General features: G+C 35.5%; 21 protein-coding genes. 10 read left to right on the forward strand and 11 right to left on the reverse strand.

All coding sequences use genetic code 11. The features are described from left to right. Positions 1 to 24: 24 nt before the first annotated feature. The 6 genes from KI430_RS10135 to KI430_RS10160 are packed head-to-tail and all read right to left on the reverse strand — an operon-like array spanning position 25 to position 3,764. Complete coding sequence (locus tag KI430_RS10135; protein WP_248874473.1) at positions 25 to 774, reverse strand: T9SS type A sorting domain-containing protein; 750 nt, start codon at positions 772 to 774, stop codon at positions 25 to 27. A 4-nt stretch (positions 775 to 778) separates the two neighbouring features. Beyond that, complete coding sequence (locus tag KI430_RS10140) at positions 779 to 1,300, reverse strand: ankyrin repeat domain-containing protein (protein ID WP_248874475.1); 522 nt, start codon at positions 1,298 to 1,300, stop codon at positions 779 to 781. Further along, the gene (locus tag KI430_RS10145; protein WP_248874477.1) at positions 1,300 to 1,842 is read right to left on the reverse strand and encodes a YceI family protein; all 543 of its coding nucleotides are present in this window, start codon (positions 1,840 to 1,842) and stop codon (positions 1,300 to 1,302) included. Before KI430_RS10145 ends, KI430_RS10140 begins: the two co-directional genes overlap by 1 nt. 19 nt (positions 1,843 to 1,861) lie before the next feature. Then, entirely contained in the window at positions 1,862 to 2,221 is a 360-nt protein-coding gene (locus KI430_RS10150; protein WP_248874479.1) for a c-type cytochrome, read from the reverse strand. 10 nt (positions 2,222 to 2,231) lie between these two features. Then, complete coding sequence (locus tag KI430_RS10155; protein WP_248874481.1) at positions 2,232 to 3,071, reverse strand: DUF5777 family beta-barrel protein; 840 nt, start codon at positions 3,069 to 3,071, stop codon at positions 2,232 to 2,234. Positions 3,072 to 3,128: 57 nt separating this feature from the next. After that, positions 3,129 to 3,764: a Crp/Fnr family transcriptional regulator gene (locus KI430_RS10160; RefSeq protein WP_248874483.1), complete on the reverse strand. Its 636-nt coding sequence runs from the start codon at positions 3,762 to 3,764 to the stop codon at positions 3,129 to 3,131. Between the two features lie 162 nt (positions 3,765 to 3,926). Here KI430_RS10160 and KI430_RS10165 point away from each other — a divergent pair, with 162 nt between their 5' ends. The 4 genes from KI430_RS10165 (at position 3,927) to KI430_RS10180 (ending at position 7,992) form a co-directional block, all read left to right on the forward strand. Next, positions 3,927 to 4,442 (forward strand): TlpA family protein disulfide reductase, encoded by a 516-nt coding sequence (locus tag KI430_RS10165; RefSeq protein ID WP_248874486.1) that lies wholly within the window; start codon positions 3,927 to 3,929, stop codon positions 4,440 to 4,442. Between the two features lie 117 nt (positions 4,443 to 4,559). Beyond that, on the forward strand, positions 4,560 to 5,645 hold the full coding sequence (dinB, locus tag KI430_RS10170) for a DNA polymerase IV (RefSeq protein ID WP_248874488.1): 1,086 nt from the start codon (positions 4,560 to 4,562) through the stop codon (positions 5,643 to 5,645). Positions 5,646 to 6,086: 441 nt separating this feature from the next. After that, positions 6,087 to 7,556, forward strand: a complete 1,470-nt coding sequence (locus KI430_RS10175; protein ID WP_248874491.1) for an alpha-amylase — start codon at positions 6,087 to 6,089, stop codon at positions 7,554 to 7,556. Between the two features lie 37 nt (positions 7,557 to 7,593). Next, on the forward strand, positions 7,594 to 7,992 hold the full coding sequence (locus tag KI430_RS10180; RefSeq protein ID WP_248874493.1) for a VOC family protein: 399 nt from the start codon (positions 7,594 to 7,596) through the stop codon (positions 7,990 to 7,992). Positions 7,993 to 8,043: 51 nt separating this feature from the next. Here KI430_RS10180 and deoC read toward each other — a convergent pair whose 3' ends face one another. Both deoC and KI430_RS10190 read right to left on the reverse strand, forming a co-directional pair. Next, a complete protein-coding gene (gene deoC, locus KI430_RS10185) occupies positions 8,044 to 8,790 on the reverse strand; it encodes a deoxyribose-phosphate aldolase (protein ID WP_410744675.1) in 747 nt (248 codons plus the stop codon). A 59-nt stretch (positions 8,791 to 8,849) separates the two neighbouring features. Beyond that, positions 8,850 to 9,320 carry an Lrp/AsnC ligand binding domain-containing protein gene (locus KI430_RS10190; RefSeq protein ID WP_074236428.1) on the reverse strand — a complete coding sequence of 157 codons (471 nt, stop codon included), beginning with the start codon at positions 9,318 to 9,320 and terminating at the stop codon, positions 8,850 to 8,852. A 410-nt stretch (positions 9,321 to 9,730) separates the two neighbouring features. Between KI430_RS10190 and KI430_RS10195 the strand changes: the two genes are divergently transcribed. Then, positions 9,731 to 12,550: an alpha-amylase family glycosyl hydrolase gene (locus tag KI430_RS10195; RefSeq protein ID WP_248874496.1), complete on the forward strand. Its 2,820-nt coding sequence runs from the start codon at positions 9,731 to 9,733 to the stop codon at positions 12,548 to 12,550. 61 nt (positions 12,551 to 12,611) lie between these two features. On the opposite strand, the gene KI430_RS10200 is transcribed toward KI430_RS10195, so the two are convergent. After that, positions 12,612 to 13,142, reverse strand: coding sequence for an SRPBCC family protein (locus KI430_RS10200; protein WP_248874498.1), 531 nt, complete (start codon positions 13,140 to 13,142; stop codon positions 12,612 to 12,614). 238 nt (positions 13,143 to 13,380) lie between these two features. Between KI430_RS10200 and KI430_RS10205 the strand changes: the two genes are divergently transcribed. Further along, positions 13,381 to 15,399 (forward strand): M3 family metallopeptidase, encoded by a 2,019-nt coding sequence (locus KI430_RS10205; RefSeq protein ID WP_248874500.1) that lies wholly within the window; start codon positions 13,381 to 13,383, stop codon positions 15,397 to 15,399. Positions 15,400 to 15,516: 117 nt separating this feature from the next. After that, on the forward strand, positions 15,517 to 15,894 hold the full coding sequence (locus KI430_RS10210) for a YchJ family protein (protein WP_248874502.1): 378 nt from the start codon (positions 15,517 to 15,519) through the stop codon (positions 15,892 to 15,894). Positions 15,895 to 15,969: 75 nt separating this feature from the next. Here KI430_RS10210 and KI430_RS10215 read toward each other — a convergent pair whose 3' ends face one another. Further along, the gene (locus tag KI430_RS10215; protein WP_248874504.1) at positions 15,970 to 16,212 is read right to left on the reverse strand and encodes a VF530 family DNA-binding protein; all 243 of its coding nucleotides are present in this window, start codon (positions 16,210 to 16,212) and stop codon (positions 15,970 to 15,972) included. Between the two features lie 169 nt (positions 16,213 to 16,381). On the opposite strand from KI430_RS10215, the gene KI430_RS10220 reads away from it, so the two are divergent. The 3 genes from KI430_RS10220 to KI430_RS10230 are packed head-to-tail and all read left to right on the forward strand — an operon-like array spanning position 16,382 to position 17,983. Beyond that, positions 16,382 to 17,035, forward strand: a complete 654-nt coding sequence (locus tag KI430_RS10220) for an SGNH/GDSL hydrolase family protein (RefSeq protein ID WP_248874506.1) — start codon at positions 16,382 to 16,384, stop codon at positions 17,033 to 17,035. Continuing rightward, complete coding sequence (locus KI430_RS10225; protein WP_248874508.1) at positions 17,035 to 17,565, forward strand: YfiT family bacillithiol transferase; 531 nt, start codon at positions 17,035 to 17,037, stop codon at positions 17,563 to 17,565. Before KI430_RS10220 ends, KI430_RS10225 begins: the two co-directional genes overlap by 1 nt. Before the next feature lie 16 nt (positions 17,566 to 17,581). Next, entirely contained in the window at positions 17,582 to 17,983 is a 402-nt protein-coding gene (locus tag KI430_RS10230) for a lysozyme inhibitor LprI family protein (protein ID WP_248874510.1), read from the forward strand. Positions 17,984 to 17,999: 16 nt separating this feature from the next. Here the strand turns inward: KI430_RS10230 and KI430_RS10235 are convergent, their stop codons facing one another. After that, entirely contained in the window at positions 18,000 to 19,304 is a 1,305-nt protein-coding gene (locus KI430_RS10235; protein ID WP_248874512.1) for a serine hydrolase domain-containing protein, read from the reverse strand.

Raw genomic sequence — 19,304 nt, forward strand, 5'->3', positions numbered from 1 at the left:
CTCAGAAATTCTGAGGATTTTGTTTTAATTCTTGATTAACTTTTCATAACTCTTGGAGCCATCTATATTTTCAAATTCTATGAAATAAACACCTTTCATCAATTGAGAAACATCCAGACTTACAACGGATTTTTGAGATACCACTTGTTTTCCGGTCGAATCATAAATTTTAACCGAACTGATTTTATCCGCATTAGTAAAATTCAAGATATCTTTTACAGGATTAGGATAAACGCCTATTTTCTTCGCTGAAGAATTAACATCATCAACAGCCAGAGCAGGAGAGAATGTCAAAGTTGCATAATCTTTATTTCCTGCGCCATGGTACGCCAAAGCTGTGGAAGTTCCCTTACCATAGAATATAGGAAGACTTCCTGCAGCATTCGTAAATGCGTAATCACCAGCTCCTCCCGCAAGAGTTCTTCTTACTACCAAAGTCCGTATTCCGGAAGCGACTGTATTAGAAAGCTCTGTCCAGTTTTGTACAGCATCTGCCGATGGAGCTACTCCTACTCCATTAAAAGTGTAGTCTCTATCAGCACTGCTATTGTAAATAAAGCCATCCGCTCCTGATTTCATCCCTTCATTACTGAATCCAATTCCTAACCAACTGGTACTACTCCCGGTTAAAGTCATAGTGACATTTGTAGCATCAACATCAATTTTTATTGACATAGAAGTTGTGGGCAAACTGACCATCCCAGTAGAAAACTGAGAAAAGAACATACCGCTGATAAAAAGCGGAATTCCTAAAAGTAGATTTTTTTTAAACATATTATTAAAATTTTAGAAGATTAATCATTTCATTATTATTAGATTTCACAGCATATTCAAACGCCGAAATTCCAAGCGAATCTTTTATAGTTCTGTCCGCTTTATTTTGTAAAAGTATTTTTACGAGTTCCAGATTTCCTCTTTTTACGGCCCATAAAAGTGGAGTATTTCCAAAAGAATCCTGAATATTAGGGTCAGCATTTTTTGATAACATTTTTTCTACAAGTTCTTTATTATAATTAATACAAAGCGACGAAAGCGCTGTTCCTTCCTGACTGAGATAGTTCAAGTCTTTTACGTTATCAATCAGATATTTTGCAACCTCGGTATTGCCTCTGTAACAAGCCAAAATCAAAGGTGTAAAACCTCTTTCATTTTTAGAATTAATGATATCCGGATTTTGACTAACCAAAGCTTTCATTTCTTCAAGAGTTCCGCTTCGTGCGATATCAAAAACATTTTTAGTCTGAGAAAAACTCAACACGAAAAACATTATCAAAAAAATTACTGTAAAATATTTTTTCATTATTTCTGAAGTAAGAAGTTATAGTTCACGTTCACATTTTCCGCCACTTTTGCAGCCACCATTTTTGGAATTTTAACTTTATAATCTGCAGTTTTTGCGACAAATTTTCCCTGAACAACAATCTTGTCATCTTTCAGATAGATGTTAGCCGTTGATTGAACTGCATTATCAACACCGTGGAAATTCAATGTTCCGGAAATGGTGTAAGCTTTTGGTTTGGCTGACAAATCGCTTTTATTAAAATTCTGGATTTTCCCCTTAAAGCTTGTCTTAGGATATTTGGTAGATTCTGCATAGTTTTCATTAAAATGTTCCTGCATGAGACTAACTTTAAACGTAAATCCATTGACCATTGCAAGCGAGGCAATATCGCCGGTATCGGCATTCATGATTGTTGTCGAATTGTTATTCTCGGCATACACATCTTCAAATAGCGGAACCGAAGCTTCAAAAGTAATTTTCCCGGTTTTGGTAGAATATTTTTGAGCAAAGGCGAAATTCGAGGTTATAATAATGCCCATAAAAAAAACTAAAGCTTTCATTTTTTCATTTGTTTATAGATTAATTTTCCAGTAAACCATCTGCTTTCCATTTGATGATCAGGTTGATATTATCCTGAGACAATGTTCCACCCTGAGGCATTTTCAAAGGGTCGCCGTTAGCTCTCTGGATTCTGTCCAGAATGTTGTCAATAGAATTTTTCACAGCCGTGTAATCCGTGAGAGGAAAATAAGGATTAGAACCCGTCGGCGAGTGGCAAACGACACAATTATTATCAATGATTGTTTTCACATTTTTGTTGTAGCTCACTGTTTCTGTAATCGGCTTCACATCAGAAATTTCTTCAAAAGTTTTGGTATCGCAACTCATCAACATCAAAAATCCCAAAACCGGAATGAATAGTTTTATTGTTTTTTTCATAATCAGTATTTTAAAAAACTCTGTAAAGATTAAACCCAAAAAAGAAATGTCCTTTTCCCCAATCACCAGTCGCATTGGAAATGTAACCGGTTTCCGTGTTGGCCTGCGAGTTACTGAAAACCAACTGGAACACGTGTCCGCCAGTATCGATGTCCATCCCTACAGATAAAGGATTTTTGTAAAAGTTCTTATCCTCGAAATTGTAGAAATATTCTGCGTTGATAGAAACCCGTTTCGAGATTTTATATCTTCCGCCTAAACCTGTTGAGAAGAGATTTTTGCTGTCAATGGTTGGTTCGATGAGATTTTTATGAACAAAACTTGGCATCAATTGTAAGGTCAGATTCTCTGTGAATCTTCTTGAAATCAACAATTGAGATAGATAGGCAAATCTGTCGGAAAATTCCAACTTTGGGAAATCATCTTTTCTGAGTTCCGAATTGATGTCCAAAACATTGTAACCAACAATATCAAATGGCGATTCTTTTTCCTGTTTGAATAGTCTATATTTTGCACCAAACTCATAAGTTTTTTGGTAAGTATGCCGGGAAGCACTCAAGGCAAGCCAATCTTCCAAGCCATAGATTACGCCTAATTTTGTGGTCGCATTATCTAATCCGAAGAAATTTTTGAACCCATCACTTACATCCCCGAATCTATGAGAAATGTCAAGATAGAATTCTTTTCTTGCAGGTAATTTTGTGGATTGCGCAGTAACAACCTGCAGTGCCTTGAAACTAGGAGAATATGATTCTTCAGTTTTTACAGTATCAATTTCTTTTAACAAATCATCCTGTGCATAAGAGAAAATTAAAATAAATAGAGAAATAAATGATAAAAATTTCAACATATTAACATTTTAATGTCAAAATTATAACGTATCTCTACAAAAAAACGGTGACTAAAGTCACCGTTTTTCAAATATTTCTATCCCTAATGGGGTTTGTGAAATCAATCCTTCTTTTTCAAATTTTTTCAGAATACGACTTACGACTTCCCTCGCTGTTCCCAATTCATCAGCAATCTTCTTGTGGGAGACCTTTACAGCATCAGCCCCATTTCTTTTGATTCGTTCGTGGAGATATTCCAACACCCTATGGTCAAGCTTTTGGAAAACAATTTTATTGATTGTCTCCATCATAAACTTATATCGGGAATCATATTCCAGGAAAAACATTTGGTTCAGCATGGGATATTTCTGAAGCCAAATTAAAAATTGAGAAACGGGCAGAAGAAGAACATCGGATTTTTCCTCAGAGACGGCGTAGATTCGGCTCACTTTATCGGTGAATATCGTAGAAAAAGTCATAATGCAACTCTCACCTGGTGATATATAATAATAAACAAGCTCTTTCCCGTCATTCAAATTATACACCTTTACCGAACCCTTTATAAGTATAGGGATAAATTTTACCTTATCACCTTCAGCAATCAATTCTTGTTTAGCATTGACCGAGGTAAAAATCCCGTGTTCTTTGAGTTCCTGATAAAAGCCTTCATCAAATTTTTCAAATTTTCTTTTGATGAAATCCGAGTTTCCCATTAATAATTTTTAATCAAAATTAAATATATTTTGATAATTTCAATCAAATTCAAAACAAATTTCAAAATACCTTACGGATTAATCATTCTTCAACACAAACATTTCTTAACATCTACAAATTCGATATTAATCACTAACTTCGTTCATCAAAATTTAAAAAAAATGAAGAGGATATTAGTTTACATCTTATTATTTGTGTTTCAATTGGGATTTTCTCAGGAAGTTCCAAAAGTTCTGAAAACCAAATTTTCCAAAGAAGCACTCGCTCAAAAATTACAGGATGAAAATGGAAAAGAAACTTCCATAAAAGATATTTTGCATCAGCACAAAGGAAAAGTTTTGATACTAGATTTCTGGGCCGGTTGGTGTAGAGACTGTCTAAAAGCATTTCCAAAAGCTAAAGAACTGGAAGCAAACAATCCCAATATAGATTTTGTTTTCCTTTCACTGGAACGCTCAAAAGAAGGTTTTGATAAAAGCCTCGAAAAGCACGAAATGACTGACAAAGAAAACTATTGGTTTGCTTCCGGTTGGAAAAATAACTTCAACAATTATGTGGATCTCAACTGGATTCCTAGATATATTGTAGTTGACCAAAAATCGGATATTGCAAAATATTATGCGATTTCTCCCGAAGACCCAGAAATCCAATCGACAATAGATAAGCTGACAAAATAACAATTGACAATCCCGAAAATTTCGGGATTCTTTTTTGTCTAAATTTGTAATAACCATAAAAGATAAAAAAGACTTTTATTTTTTGTGACTTTTGTGGTAAAAATAATCGAACATCAGATGCAACCGCAACGCAAAATCATCCATGTAGATATGGACGCTTTTTATGCTTCCGTGGAGCAACTCGACAATCCGGGTTTGCGAGGGAAAGCGATTGCTGTTGGCGGCGGACATCGTGGCGTAGTTGCGGCGGCAAGCTATGAAGCGAGAAAATTCGGGGTACGTTCTGCGATGCCCAGTAAAACGGCCAAAGAAAAATGTCCACATCTCATTTTTGTAAAGCCAAGATTCCAGCGTTACAAAGAAATCTCCAACAAAATCCGAAACATCTTCCACGATTATACAGACTTGGTCGAACCACTTTCTTTGGATGAGGCCTATCTGGATGTCACTGAAAATAAGAAAGATATAGAATCTGCCAACGATATTGCCAGAGAAATCCGAAAACGAATATTTGAAGAAACTGGATTAACCGCTTCTGCAGGCATTTCCGTCAATAAATTTTTGGCAAAAGTCGCTTCTGACATCAATAAACCGAATGGGCAGAAAACCATTCATCCCACAAAAATTGATGAATTTTTGGAAAATCTCCCGATTGAGAAGTTTTACGGCGTCGGAAAAGTGACTGCTAATAAAATGCACACGCTTCACATCTTCAAAGGGGCAGATTTGAAGGCTAAGACTTTGGAACAGCTCGAAGGTCTTTTCGGAAAATCCGGAATCTATTATTATAATGTTGTACGTGGAATTCATAATGGTGAAGTAAAACCTAACCGAATCCAGAAAAGCGTTGCCGTTGAAAGAACGTTTTGGGATGACATCAATGAAGATGAGGAAATTGATGAAAAACTAAAATCTCTGAGTCAGGAACTGGAAGAACGTCTCGGAAGAAAAGAAATCAAAGGAAAAACCTTAACGCTTAAAATCAAGTACAAAGATTTTTCACTTTATACGAGAAGCAAAACTCAGGAATTATATTTTGAAAATGCAGAGAAATTCTACAATACGGCAAAACAACTTTGGGAATTGAGGCCTTTTGACAAAGCGATTCGCTTGCTTGGATTATCACTTTCCAATCTTAATACAGAAGAAAAAAAACAAGTTTCTGTCCAGTTGAAAATCCCTTTTGAAGAGTTTGGTGATTAAGTTTTTTAAACGCAAAGTCCGCAAAGGCGCTTTACTCAGCAAATAATTTAGTTTTAAAGTTCATTTTGTCATTCCGGAGGAATCTAGACTGTTGAGATTGACTTCGTCAAACCACTTCGTTAGGTTTCCTCCGGAATGACAAAATTGTGTTTGTGTTAAGTTTGGATTTATGACAAATCTTCAACCTCGCAAAGCGCGCCCCGACTTATCTCTTTTTATTCTTTTATTTTTATTTGAATCGATGAACCACTTCGTTAGGTTTGAGTGGAGCTCTTTTTCTTTTTTGAGAAAAAAAAAGAAAAAAGCGGGAACGGAAGGCGGATAAAGGCGTCCAAATAATTCTCCTCGATTCTTTTTACTTTATCTTGAATTTTTGAAGTGGCTTGATATTTTCATAGAACGAAACATCAAATCAAACAATCTGAAAAAATCTACAATCTTATGAACGGGACTATGATTCAGTTTTTCCATTGGTATACCGATGGTGATTCTTTCCTTTGGAAACACACCAAAGACTCTGCACAATATCTTTCCGACTTAGGAATCACAGCAGTTTGGCTACCTCCGGCTTACAAAAGCACAAATGGCGGCTACTCCGTTGGTTATGATGCTTACGATCTTTTTGACTTGGGAGAATTTGATCAAAAAGGAACGACTGTTACAAAATACGGTTCGAAGGAAGAATATCTGGATGCCATCAAATCTCTGAAAGAAAAAAACATCCAAGTCATAGTAGATGTTGTTCTGAATCACAAAGCCGGTGGCGATGAGCTGGAGAAATTCAAAGTTATACAGGTGGATGAGGAAGACCGCAACAAAGACATTTCTGATGTTATGGAAATCGAATCTTACACCAAATTCACCTTTCCTGGAAGAGGCGATACTTATTCTGATTTCAAATGGGATTTCAACTGTTTTACAGGTGTAGATTATGCGGAAGGTAAGGAAAAAGGAATTTTTCGTCTTATCCACGAACACGCCGATGGCTGGGATGATATTATTTCGGATGAGAAAGGAAATTATGATTTTTTGATGTATAATGATATCGAACACCGTAATCCTTTTGTTCGCGAAGAACTTAATCATTGGGGAAAATGGTATTTTGACCAGACAGATTTTGATGGCGTGAGGCTGGATGCAGTGAAACATATTTCGCCTGATTTTTATAAAGAATGGTTAACACTTCTGCGCTCCAACTCCGGAAAAAATATTTTTGCGGTTGGAGAATATTGGGCACCTGGAGAATTGCCACTTTTGGAAGCTTACATAGATTCTACCGAAGGTTGTATGAGCTTGTTTGATTCTTCCTTGCAGCATAATTTGCATCAGGCCTCCAAAAATCCGGATTATGATTTGAGAGAAATTTTCAATGAAACGCTTGTGGGGTCTCATCCTGATAAAGCTGTAACTGTGGTTGACAATCACGACACGCAGCCGCTTCAGGCTTTGGAAGCTCCGGTTGAAACTTGGTTCAAACCGATTGCTTATGCTTTGATTTTGTTGAGAAAAGATGGTTATCCTTGTGTTTTCTATCCCGATTTGTACGGCGCGAGCTACAAAGACCAAGGAAAAGATGGCAACGAATATGAAATCTTCCTCGACAAAGTGGATGCGATTGAAGAACTCATCCGAGCCAGAAAGGATTTTGCTTATGGGGAGCAAAGAGATTATTTTGATGATGCACATTGCATTGGCTGGACTCGTGAAGGTGACGATGAACATCAAGGATGTGCCGTTGTTTTGAGTAACAAAGATGTGAATCAAAAATCGATGGAAATAGGAAAACGATATGCGGGAAAAACGTTCTATGATTTTACAAAACATCTCGAAGATAAAATTACAATTGATGAAAACGGTTGGGCAGATTTTCCTTGTCCTGCCGGGAATGTGAGTGTTTGGGTAGCAGAGTGATGACCTTCAGAAATTATTTAAATTAAATCCAATAATTATGGAAAATGCAGAAAAACCGCCAAAAGTAATAGGTATCGGCGGCATCTTTTTTTTCTCCGATGACCCGAAAGAAACCAGAGATTGGTATGCCAAAAATCTTGGGATGGATATCACAGAATGGGGAGCAACATTTGAGTCCAGAAACAGTTCCGACCCAGACATCGTAGAGTCGATGCAATGGAGTCCCTTCAAAACAGGCAGTTCTTATTTTTCGCCTTCGAAAAAGGAATTTATGATTAATTATCGTGTTCAGAATATCGAAGAGCTTGTGAAAAACTTACGAGGAAAGGGGGTTACAATTTTGGATGATATTGTAGATTCTGAGTATGGAAAATTTGTTCATATAATCGATTCTGATGATAATAAGATTGAACTCTGGGAGCCTCCTATTAAATAAAATAAAAAAACCTCTTAAAATATTAAGCGGTTTTAGTCTTATCATAAATCCTTAGTAGCCTGATCCAGCTTCGCCCTCTCCCAGAAGTGCTTTGGCTGCTGAAGTTCCGATTCTCTGGATTCCCATTGTAATCATTTTTTCTGCATCCGCAGGTGTTTTCACTCCACCCGCAGCTTTCACAGGAAGTTTTCCGGCATTATCCAGCATAATTTTTACACCTTCGAACGTTGCGCCATTCGGTTTTCCACCTTCGGTCACATAAAATCCTGTTGATGACTTAACAAAGATTCTGGAGAAATCTTTTTCTTCAAAATTTTCTTGTGCCCATTTCCAGATATTTGAAGTCAAATCAGCAATTTGAGCATCTGAAAGTGCAGCAATTTCGATAATCCATTTCACTGTTTTATCGAAATCCAAACCTAATTTGGTTCCTTCAACAAATTCTTTTTTTACCAATGCTAATTCTCCGGCTTTGAAAGCTTCATAATTGATAACATAATCCAACTCATCTACGCCATCCAAAACTGCCTGATTAGCTTCTTTCAATTTATCTTCTATAGAATATGTTCCCTCGTGAAAACCAATAACTGTTCCCACCAAAACTTCAGAATTTTTTGAAACTAAGTAATCTTTGATGAGTTTAACATAATTCGGGCGAATCATCACCTCTTTGAAGTTGTAAGCAATCGCCTCATCTGTCAATTCTCTAACTTTTTCAAAAGTCTGTTCTTCTGTCAACCCAGATTGTTCTGGCGTTTTCAGGTATGTTGAGTCTAAATATTGATTGATTTCCATAATTACAAAAATAAAAAAAGGATACAAATAATTTGTATCCTTTCGCAATTATATAAAATTTTTTAAACTTTCAATTGTCTGCTGATGCTTTGCTCCAGAGAAAGAATTGTTTCTGTTCTTGTCACGCCTTTCAGCTTTTGGATTTTGTTAAGAATCTGCATTAGGTGATCATTATCTTTACAAAGTACTTTTAGGAAAATCGTGTAATTTCCTGTTGTATAGTGGGCTTCTACTACTTCATTTACCAAATTAAGATTTTTGATAGCGTCCTGATAATGACTAGGTTGCTCCAAGAAAACACCAATGTAAGAAACGACTTTATAACCAATTTTTCTTGGATTAAGGAAAGAAATAGAATTTTCTATTACGCCTGCTTGTTCGAGTTTTTTGATTCTTTGGTGAACTGCAGTTGTGGAAATCCCTACGTGCTTGGAAATATGTGCAAGAGAAGTTTTAGCATTGTCCATTAACATATAAATAATCTCTTTGTCAACTCCGTCTAAATGATAACCGGTTTCAGATGCACTCTTCATAATTTTAATTATTAATTTTATTTGCAATTTAAAACAAACATTTAATTAATCAAAAACAATTAACGAACTTTAAGGTTTAATATTAAATTTAAAATTCGCATTTAATCAAATTAAATGTTCATTATTTTTTACTGTGTCCGTAAATTTATAGAAATTTATACGAACTATAAAAATATATCGTTGATTATTTTATAAAATAATACAAATATCATTTAAAGCAAAAAATCCATCAAATTCTTGCACAATGTTGATTTTCGGTTAAACTAAAATTAATAAATTAATTTTCCCCAAATCAAATCAAAACAACAACCTTCTCATTTACAACTGTTTAAAATATAAATTTCATTTAAAATAAAAATATATTGTGTGAATTAAAAAATGATATATTTATCACTTAATATATAGACCTTATGAAATTTTTTTACAAACTGATCGCAATTTTCATTGCGATTACAAGCTTTGCGCAGCAGCAAACTGTGAGTTCTTCTATTAGTCCTCCGACTTTTAACGAAGATGAATCGATTACCATTACCTTTAATGGAAGCAGTATTAACGAATCCACTTGGGGTGTTACCAACAATGCATTATACCTTTGGGCTTGGTCCTACGACAGCAATGATGCTAACAGCCAAGATTGTCCAACCAACGGAACCTGGGCTTCATCGAATGAATCCAATAAGCTGACTTACAATTCCGGAACAGATACATATACAATTACATTTGTTCCCAGAACGTTCTACAACAGAACAGGAATTGGTAGAATTGGTTTCCTTTTAAAAACTAAAACTGGAAACGGACAATCTCAGGATATCTACTCGGAAGTTGGAAGATTTCAATTTATAAGTACTTCTCCGCAAAACGGAACTGTTAATTTTGTAGCTTCAGGAAGTAACTTCCCTATTACTTACAGCACTTCTTTGCCGGCTAATTATGTCGTAAAATCTAATGGTAATACAATTTATACAGCCAGCAATGTCTCCACAATTAATACTTCATTAAACGTTACTTCGGATAATAACATTGAAGTTTCCGCGACAGCATCCGGAACGACTTTGACTTCTAATTTTGTAGTTTCTCCTACTCCAGTTTCTCAGTCGGCTGCAATGCCTTCTTACATGAGACAGGGTATCACTTACGATCCTAATGATCCGACGAAAGTTGGAGTAGCATTGTATGCGCCTTTTAAGAATTATGTGCATGTGCTTGGAAGTTTTAACAATTGGCAGATTTCTTCCAACTATGTGATGAAAAGAGATACTAATAACACCGATCTATTTTGGTTAGAAATCACAGGATTGACACCTCAGCAGGTTTATACTTTCCAATACAGAACCAATGACGGCGTAAAGGTAGCCGATCCTTATTCGACATTAGTATTATCTCCGGATGATGATCCTTGGATTTCATCATCTACATATCCTAATTTGCCGGCTTATCCAGCTGGACAGCAATATGACGTTTCAGTAATTCAGACAGCAAAACCTGCTTACAACTGGACTGTAACTAATTTCCAAAAACCAGCAAAACAAAATCTAATTGTTTACGAAGCTTTGGTAAGAGATTTTACAGAGCAGAAAAACTGGCAATCTATGATTGACAAAATCCCTTATATCAAAGGATTAAATGTTAATGCCATCGAATTAATGCCGGTAATGGAATTTGACGGGAATAATTCTTGGGGATACAATCCAGGGTTTCATCTAGCATTAGATAAAGCATACGGAACACCAGAAAAATTTAAAGAATTTATAGACTTATGCCACCAAAATGGAATTGCTGTGATTCTTGATGTGGCGCTTAATCACGCTTCAGGCAGATCACCTTTGGAAAGACTTTGGTCTACAAGCACAAACGGTGGTTACGGAGATGTTGCCGCTAACAATCCATATTTCAATCAGGTTGCAAAACATGCTTATAGTGTATTCTATGATTTCAACCATTCAAAACCTGAAACAAGATATTATGTAAACAGAGTTTTGGAACAATGGATCAGTGAATATAAAATTGATGGATTCCGTTGGGATTTGACGAAAGGATTTACACAAAACTGTACTGCATCAGACGAAAACTGTACAGGTTCTTATCAGCAAGACAGAGTGGATGTTCTGAAATTATATTCAGATTATCAATGGTCATATGATCCAACTTCTTATATTATTTTCGAACATTTGGGAGGAAATGCTGAAGAAAAACAATGGGCTGACTACAGATTGAACGAAGGGAAAGGTGTGATGATGTGGGATAATTTGGTTGGACCTTATAATCAAAACACAATGGGTTACGATTCTGACAGCAACTTCAACAGAGTTGATTTCGAAAACCATACTTTTTCTGAAAGAAGAAATATGAGCTATGGCGAAAGTCATGACGAGGAAAGATTAATGTTCAAAAACTTAGCTTATGGTAATGCCAACGGTTCTTACAGTGTTAAGGATTTGAATACTGCACTTGAAAGACAAAAAGCTTTTGGTGCTGTTTTCTTCACAGTTCCAGGTCCAAAAATGATTTGGCAGTTCGGAGAATTGGGCTACGAATTCAGTATCAACAGATGTGAGAACGGAACAATCAGTAATGATTGTAGAACATCTCCAAAACCCGTAGCTTTCACTTTAGGTTATGATACCAATGCAAATAGAAAAGCAGTTTACGAAACTTGGTCAAAAATCTTAGCAATCCGATTATCAAGCCAGGTTTTTGACACAACAACCTTCACAGTAGAATCAGGAAATCTTTTACCTAGAATCTATGTTTGGAATGACGCCTTGCCTGCAAGTTCTTTGAAAAACGTAGTGGTAGTTGCCAACTTTACAACAACAGCTCAAACTGTAACACCTAATTTCCCTTATGCTGGAACTTGGTATAATTTGATGGACAATTCTTCTATGAGTGCAAGTGGCTCTACAACGGTTTCACTTCAACCGGGAGAGTTCAGAATTTTTGGTAATCAAACCGCTTTGGCAACGGACGAAACGAAGATTGAAGCGAATAAAACATCATTGCAAATCGTTCAGAATCCTGCAACAGACGGATTATTGAAAATCAGATACAACAAAGCTAAAAACGGACAAATCAACATCTACGACCTTAACGGTAAACTGATAAAATCTTTCGGACTGAAATCCGCTAAAGGAGACGAAACATTCTCTGTCAACGGAATCGGAACAGGAAATTACTTAGTACAACTAAAGTCTGATGAAGGTTTGGCAGTTTCTAAGTTAATCATCAAATAAGACAAAATAAATTTTCAAATCAAATGAAAACGCCTCAACTAGCTGAGGCGTTTTTTGTTTTTTATTTTTCAGAAAGTGCTTTCAATTTTCCAAGACCTTCCGAGAACGATTTATTCATCTGCCAGGTCATTAGCGGTTTCATTGGTTTGAAAAGTGTTTCAATTTCATAATCAATTGTCCAGGTAACTTTGGTTCCGGAACCTTCACTAGCAAGAAGCAAATCCGAAGTCGCATTGTCGTCCATAGGTTTGATAAAATGCATCTTTGTCGCCACTTTTTCGTTTGGAATAATTGCTGTGATTTCCTGTTCACCTTCACCAACATCATCATTTCCTTTCCAATGGTAGCCGTCACCCACTTCACCGCTATTTCCTCGGTAAGTTACAGTCAGATTCGGATCCATCTTCATCCAGGGATTCCAGGTGTTGAAAGCTTTCATAGAATTTACATTCTGCCACACCTTCTCTTTCGGAGCATTGATGACGAGAGATTGTTCATTATGACACTTGCTGTCAAAAAACAACATAGCAATCACGCAATAAACGATGATTATTGCCACAATGACGCTAATAATTTTTAGAAATTTCTTCATAATAAGTTAGTTTTAAGTTTAAAACAAATCTAAAAAGAATTTGAACACAAAAACTTTTTCTAGGATAATATTTATTAGGGCGCCTTTATCCGCCTTCCACTCCCGCTATCCGCCTCCGGCGGATGAGCTCCGTTCAAGTCGGGGCGCAATTTTGTCATACTTTCAACTTTAGGTACTAAATTTGTCAATTACGACACACAGAAAATCATTTATAATTTATCATTAATAATTCATCTTTATGAATCCACTTTTAGAAAAATTCAACACCAAATATACCTCATCGCCTTTCGAGGAAATCAAAGAAGAACATTATCTGCCAGCTTTCCAGGAATTAGTCAAAACATCTGAAAAAGAAATTGATGGAATAACCAATAATTCAGAAGAACCGACTTTCGAAAATACGATTGAAGCAATGGCTTTCTCTGGAGAACAACTGGACAGAGTTTCCAATATTTTCTTCAATATCAATTCTGCTGAGACCAATGATGAAATTCAGAAAATCGCTCAGGAAGTTTCGCCACTTTTGACAGAATTCTCTTCCAAGATTTCTCAAAACGAAAAACTATTTGAAAGAATAAAAAGTGTTTACGACCAAAAAGACAGATTGTCTTTAAATGAAGAACAACAAACTTTACTCAACGAAACTTACAAAGGTTTTGTAAGAAGCGGCGCATTGCTCAATGAAGAAGACAAAAAGAAACTGGAGAAAATCAATATGGATTTGTCTATCAAATCACTTCAGTTTGGGCAAAATGCTTTGGCTTCCACCAACGCTTACTTTAAACACATTACAGATAAAGACGAACTGAAAGGAATTCCGGAAGCCATTCTTCAACAATACGAAGAAGATGCGAAGGAAAAAGATTTGGAAGGTTATGTGATTACTTTGCAATATCCAAGTTATCTTCCGGCAATGACTTACGCTGAAAATCGTGAATTGAGAAAAGAATTAGCTTTAGCAAACGGAAAAAAATCCTTTGACGGTGGGGAATTTGACAATCAGAATTTGATTAAAGAAATTGTAAAACTTCGTCAGGAAAAAGCAGAATTGCTTGGTTATAAAAATTATGCTGATTTTGTTCTTGAGGAAAGAATGGCACAATCGCCGGCAAAAGTTTTTGAATTTTTGAATGAACTTCTTGAAAAAGCAACACCTTACGCTCAAAAAGAAATCGAAGAATTAAAATCTTTGGCAAAAGCTGACGGAATCGATGATATCCAAAGCTACGACCACACTTTCTACGCAGAAAAATTAAGAAAACAAAAATTTGATATTGATGATGAAGAACTGAAACCTTATTTTCAATTGGAAAAAGTTCAGGAAGCCGTTTTTGTATTAGCCGGAAAATTATTCGGATTAGAGTTTAAAGAAATTACCGATGTTCAGAAATATCATCAGGATGTGAAAACTTACGAAATCACAGAAAACGGAAATTATAAAGCTCTACTCTACGCCGATTATCACCCGAGAAAAGGGAAACGTGCCGGCGCCTGGATGACGAGTTATAAAAATCAATACAAACAAAACGGAGAAAATTCCCGTCCGCATATTTCGGTCGTTTGCAACTTTACAAAACCGACCAAAGACACACCAAGTTTACTGACTTTTCAGGAAGTAACCACCTTGTTCCACGAGTTCGGACACGCACTTCATGGTGTTTTAGCAGACACGCAATACCCGAATCTTTCAGGAACTTCGGTTAAATGGGATTTTGTAGAATTGCCTTCCCAATTTCTGGAAAACTATTGCTATGAACCAGAATTCTTAAAAACATTTGCAAAACATTATCAAACCGGAGAAATTCTTCCAACCGAAAAAATCGAGAAATTATCTCAGAGCAAATCCTTTATGGAAGGTTATCAGACTTTGAGACAGCTTGGATTCGGGTTATTGGATATGGCTTATCATACAGAAATTGGAGCGTTGGAGAATAAAAGTGTGAAAGCGTTTGAAGTAGAGAAAACTGCGGCAACTAATCTTTATCCGAGCAATCCAGAAACTGCAGCAAGTCCAAGTTTCTCGCATATTTTCCAAGGCGGTTATTCGGCGGGTTATTATTCTTACAAATGGGCTGAGGTTTTGGATGCGGATGCTTTCCATTATTTCAAAGAAAATGGGATTTTCAATACTGAAATTGCGGCAAAATATAAAATTCTTTTATCTTCTGGTGGAACCAAAAATCCAATGGAATTGTATAAAAATTTCCGTGGAAGAGAACCTAAAGTCGAGAGCTTACTGAAAAGAGCTTTTGGATAAGTTTTAGTGTTCGAGAGTTTTAGAATATTAGCGTTTAACCCTTTCAGAGTTTTAAATTGACTTGTGTAATCTTCGATTTCTGAAATTGTTTTTAAATCAATCAATTAAATTTAGAAAATGAATTGTCCTTGCTGTTCCGGAAAGTCCTACGAAGATTGTTGTCAGCCTTATCATCTGAAAGAGAAATTTGCTCCAACAGCAGAAGCTTTGATGCGTTCAAGGTTTTCTGCATTTGCTATCCCAAACGGCGACTATCTTTGGGAAACGACTTCTCCCAACAAAAGGCAATTCCATAACAAAAAGGATTTGCAGGAATGGGGTGAAATCAATGAATGGACGAAGCTGGAAATTATCGATAAACCTTCAACTAATAAAGTAGAGTTCAAAGCTTTTTATAATGATGAAGAAGGAAATCCTCAAGTTCATCACGAGTTGTCACAATTCAAAATGATTCAGAATCGTTGGTTTTATGTGACTGGGGAATTTTTGGATTAGTTTTATGAAGAGGCTTCGAGAGCCTCAGCCTGACAAATGTAAAAACTCTGGCGCACTGAGGTTCTCGAAGTGTTTTTATAAATTTTGTTTTTTCTTTTGTCTCAAAACGTAGAGATACAAACTTTCTACTTTTGCCCTTGCCCAAGGTGTTTTGCGAAGAAATTTGAGAGAGGAACTGACACTTGGATTTTCGCCGGTGAAACATTTGATGTTGATTTGTTTTCCCAATTCGCTGTAACCTTTGTAGTATTCCAGCAATTCTTCCAGAATCGCATCCAATCTTTTGCCGTGCAAAGGGTCTTTCGAAGTGTTTTCCATTTTGTAAAATTATTGATTTTATTATTTCAAAAACCACAAAAGACACATAAGTTTTAATTTAAAAAAAATACTGCTGACTTTCATTTGCTTATTTCTTTTGTGACTTTTGTGGTTAAAAAAGAAATTTCTCTATTGTCATTTCATATATTTGATAATCAAAAATAGAACAATGAAATTCCTAACAATTACATCAATATTACTTTCTACTATGTTTTATGCCCAAGATTTTGCTGGATTCTCTAAATATGAAAACCAAAATCAAGAAATCAAAGTCAAAAAAGTTACTCCAAATTCAGTTTTTATGGGTGACTCCATTACGGAAGGTTGGTTTTCTACTGATCCTGAATTTTTTACTAAAAATAATTTTGTAGGAAGGGGAATAAGTGGACAGGTTACCTCTCAAATGCTGATTAGATTCAGAGAAGATGTCATTAAACTGAAACCAAAACGTGTCATCATTCTTGCCGGAACCAATGATATTGCAGAAAATCAAGGTCCGATTTCTTTGGATAAAGTGTTCGGAAATATTGTTTCTATGGTAGAATTGGCAAAAGCGAATAAAATACAGGTAATTCTATGTTCAGTACTTCCTGCATATGATTTCCCATGGAGAAAAGATATAATACCGGCCGACAGAGTCATAACATTGAATAACATGATAAAAGATTACGCTCAGAAAAATCATATCACTTACGTGGACTACCATTCAGTTTTAAAGGATGAAAAAAATGGTTTGCCTAAAGAAATTGCTGAGGACGGAATCCACCCGAACAAATTAGGTTACGAAAAAATGGAAGCTATTTTGATGCAAAATTTGAAATAATGAATCTCGAAGAATTAAAATATCCAGTCGGAAAATTCATCAAACCAGAATGTATTACCAAAGAAATCATCGATTCTTCGATTTCTGAAATCGAAAACTTTCCGAGTCTTGTTAAAACAGAAATTCAAAATCTTTCCGAACAAGATTTACATCTAAGATACAGACCAGAAGGTTGGACAATTACTCAAGTGGTTCATCATTGCGCCGACAGTCATATCAACAGCTATATGAGATTTAAATTGGCATTGACGGAAAATGTTCCAACAATCAAACCTTACGAGGAAAGTCTTTGGGCAGAGTTGCCGGACAAACAATTGTCGTCATTGATTTCGTTGCAACTTTTGGAAGCTTTGCACGCAAGATGGGTTTATCTTTTGAAAACTTTGAGTGAAGAAGATTTGAATAAAGAATTTATTCATCCTGAACAATCAGAAAGAATTTCGCTCAGAGAAAACATATTGATTTACGGCTGGCATTGTCTGCATCATTTGGCTCATATTCGCCAGGCGAAAGAATTAAGATTTGAGTGAAACTAAAAATAAAATTATGAAAAAGTCGATCGTTATTACTTTTCTATTTGCAATCCCTATTTTTCCATTGGCTCAAAATAAAATAGACCAAACCTTGGAAAAATGCCTAAACCAAGATAACTCGACGGCTGGTCAAAGAAACTGTATCATTTCTGCTCATCAATCTTGGGACAAGGAACTGAATAAGTCTTATACTTCACTAAATCATAAATTAAAAAATACAGCAAAAAAAGAATTGCTGGAAGCTCAGCGAAACTGGATTTTATTCCGAGATTCCGAATTCAAACTAATCAACAAGTATTATTTTGACGTCAAAAAAGGAACAATTTTTCAAGTGATTTCTGAAAACAAAAAATTACAAATCATCAAAGAAAGAGCGTTGCAACTGAAAGAATATGATGAACAATTTGATTATTAGATAAGCTATACTGTAATTAATCTACTTTCTTATAAACGTAAGTATTTCTTTTTGTCGTCATAGTCATTTTCTTTTTCTCGGGTGAAAATAACAATTCTACTTTGTTTGTATCGTAAACAAATTTGTTCTTTTCCTTGGCTTCAATCAAAACTTCGGGAGAATCATCTTGCTGTATATAAAGTTTATCATTATTAATATAAACATTCAAATCTGTAGAAGAGCTCGAGTATTTATACTTCCCTACAAATTGTTGTAATTCGTGATTACTAAGTTTGATCCTTTTAAAATCCGGCACTTCATATTTGTCATTATACAAATCATTAAGAACATACTCCAAGATATCGCCAATGTCATATCTCACGCCATTTTCTGTGATACAAATAGCAATCTTATCTTCCGGAATGTAAAGTGCAAATGTCAGATAACCTAAAACAGAACCTGTGTGGCCATACATATTCTTGCTTTCATAAGGATAACGAAACATACCTTTTTCCAAATTTTTCATTTGAACGAGAGATTTTTCAGAAACTAATTTTCCATCAAACAAGGCTTTATAAAAAACATTGATTTCCGAAGGTGTAGAAATGATATTCCCTGCTCCTATAAAATTGTTAAGACCTCTATCCAAATTTTTTCTCCAATCGGTATAATAACGATACGACTTTGACTCATTATTTTCTGATTTAAAAAAGTCTGCCGTCCCAGTATTAACTAAATTCAGTGGACTGACAATTTTTTCTTTGAGAATCTCGCTGTAACTTTTATCATAAATCTTTTCCAGAATAAATCCCAGAAGCATATAACCCGTGTTGCAATAAGAATATCTGTAATCCGGAGGAAAGACGGAAGGCAACCTGTACATCATCTCCATGAGCGTTTCCTTGGGAAAATCTCGTGCTATAAAATCATCATAAAATTTAGAAGCATTAATATTCTGAATTCCACTTCTGTGTTCTAACAAACTCGAAATTTGTATAATATCTGCATTTTTGACTCTCGGAAAAAACTTAGAAAGCTTGTCAGTTTGTTTTAATTTCCCTTCCTCAATCGCTTTGAAAATCAAAACTGCAGTGAAGGTTTTGGTTACAGAACCAATTCTATATTTGGTATTATCATCCGGAACGGTTTCGTTTTCCAAATCAGCAAATCCAACATTTTTTTCATAGATATCTTTTCCGTCTTTTTGAACCTTAATTCGGAACATCGCTTTATCATAAGTTCCAAATGCGTCATAGACACTATCAAGTTTACTTTTGTTATGGATTGTCTGAGCAAAAATCTGCTGACAAAATAAGAGAATTAGTAGGTAATAGTTTTTCAT

The organism is Epilithonimonas zeae (assembly GCF_023278365.1).
In the GTDB taxonomy this organism is placed as follows: Bacteria; Bacteroidota; Bacteroidia; order Flavobacteriales; family Weeksellaceae; genus Epilithonimonas; species Epilithonimonas zeae_A.